Annotated in this window: 2 protein-coding genes; both read left to right on the top strand. The window is 38.2% G+C overall.

Annotated elements, in window-relative coordinates; translation table 11 throughout:
• Nucleotides 1-136: 136 nt before the first annotated feature.
• Nucleotides 137-538, top strand: coding sequence for a hypothetical protein (locus tag H4J73_RS01130; RefSeq protein WP_182170723.1), 402 nt, complete (start codon nt 137-139; stop codon nt 536-538).
• Between the two features lie 154 nt (nt 539-692).
• Nucleotides 693-1067: a hypothetical protein gene (locus H4J73_RS01125; protein WP_182223104.1), complete on the top strand. Its 375-nt coding sequence runs from the start codon at nt 693-695 to the stop codon at nt 1065-1067.
• Nucleotides 1068-1391 lie beyond the last annotated feature (324 nt).

The following is a 1391-nucleotide window of genomic DNA, read 5'->3' as shown; positions in this document are numbered from 1 at the left end:
TGTACTCGAAGGTAGCGGGCAAGCTGCAACATAACAAGCCACTCAAGCAGGACAAATAACAGTTGGTTTTGTTCGCTTCGCTCTCTATTATAACCAACTATTATTTGCCTCTTAGTGGGGCGTTAGGCTTACAAACATGAAGCACTTTATTCTATTCATAGCGCTAACGCTGACGGGGAATTCGTTCGCGACAAGTATACCTTGCGAAAGAACTATTCAGCAAGAAACTGATATAGCTCAGGTTGTCGTCGTTGCAGAAATACTGTCTCATAAACTAAATAACGAAGGTGTTGGGGATATAACATTTAAGGTGTTGCGGCAGTGGAAGGGTGAGCAGCTTAAAACGATAAAAGTTTACGCAAATGAGGGATTCCCTTTTTCCATTGCAAAAAGTGGCTTTTACCTAATTTACGCCAACAGGGCTACGCACCAGGAAAAACCATTTTGGCAAATTCCGTGGTGTAAACAAATAACCGATGTTTCTTATGCGTCTGAAGAGATGGCCATCCTAGGGAAGCCAAAGTACGTTTATGAGTAATATCACAGTAAAAAGCCTAACAAGCCATTCAAGCAGGACAAATAACAGTTGGCTATTTGCTCCTTCGTCGCTTATTTTAGCCAACCATTATTTGCCTCTTAATGGGGCGTTATATTTTTACCATATCCTACTGTGTTAAATTGAGGCGAAAGTAATGAAGGCTTTTTTTTGCTGTGTATTATTTATCATGCTAAACGGTTGTGTAATTGGAAACGTTCCATTTGAATGGAATTTAGATTCTATGGTTGGCACAACCGCTCGTATTGTAGCTCCTACAAGCAACGAGGATTCTGGTGATTTAATTAGATCTGATTATTTAATTTCAGGTAAAGGTTTTACGCACATATCAAAAAATGAAAACGGTGATATTGTGCAGCACTGGTTTTATAGCGAAGTATTACCAACTCACAGTAGGAAAGATTGGGTTGGAAAATGTAAAATAATTTATGTCGTAGATCCTAAAACATATATTATAAAAAGTTGGGATTATGATAAAGGTGCCAACCCTGAAAGCTGCAGACATTGGTAGTAATCAAAATATAACAAGGGTTTTCAAGACGGACAAATTACAGTTGGCTTTTTGTTCGTGCCTCACTTATTTTAGCCAACTGCAATTTACCGCTTAAAACGGCGTTATATGCTCTTAATAAATACGTTTTAGGGCAAGACATTTTTAGCTAAGTGTTTTACGCTAAACTCGGTTTAGTGCAGCACTAATAAGCATTGCTTCTTTTACCTTTTTCAAAGGTGGCAACGCTATTAGTTTGTTCAGGCAGCTGTGAGTAGCGTAAAAATTCACGGCTATTTTTTATTTTATGGGTAACTTAAGTTCGTGCAGAGTTTGATTCAACGT

This window comes from Colwellia sp. MB3u-41 (assembly GCF_014076845.1).
Lineage (GTDB): Bacteria > Pseudomonadota > Gammaproteobacteria > Enterobacterales > Alteromonadaceae > Colwellia_A.
This window is presented reverse-complemented; position numbering and strand designations above follow the sequence as displayed.

Coding starts and splice junctions, on each gene's coding strand:
- H4J73_RS01130 (WP_182170723.1), top strand. CDS start 137: ATGAAGCACTTTATTCTATTCATAGCGCTAACGCTGACGGGGAATTCG.
- H4J73_RS01125 (WP_182223104.1), top strand. CDS start 693: ATGAAGGCTTTTTTTTGCTGTGTATTATTTATCATGCTAAACGGTTGT.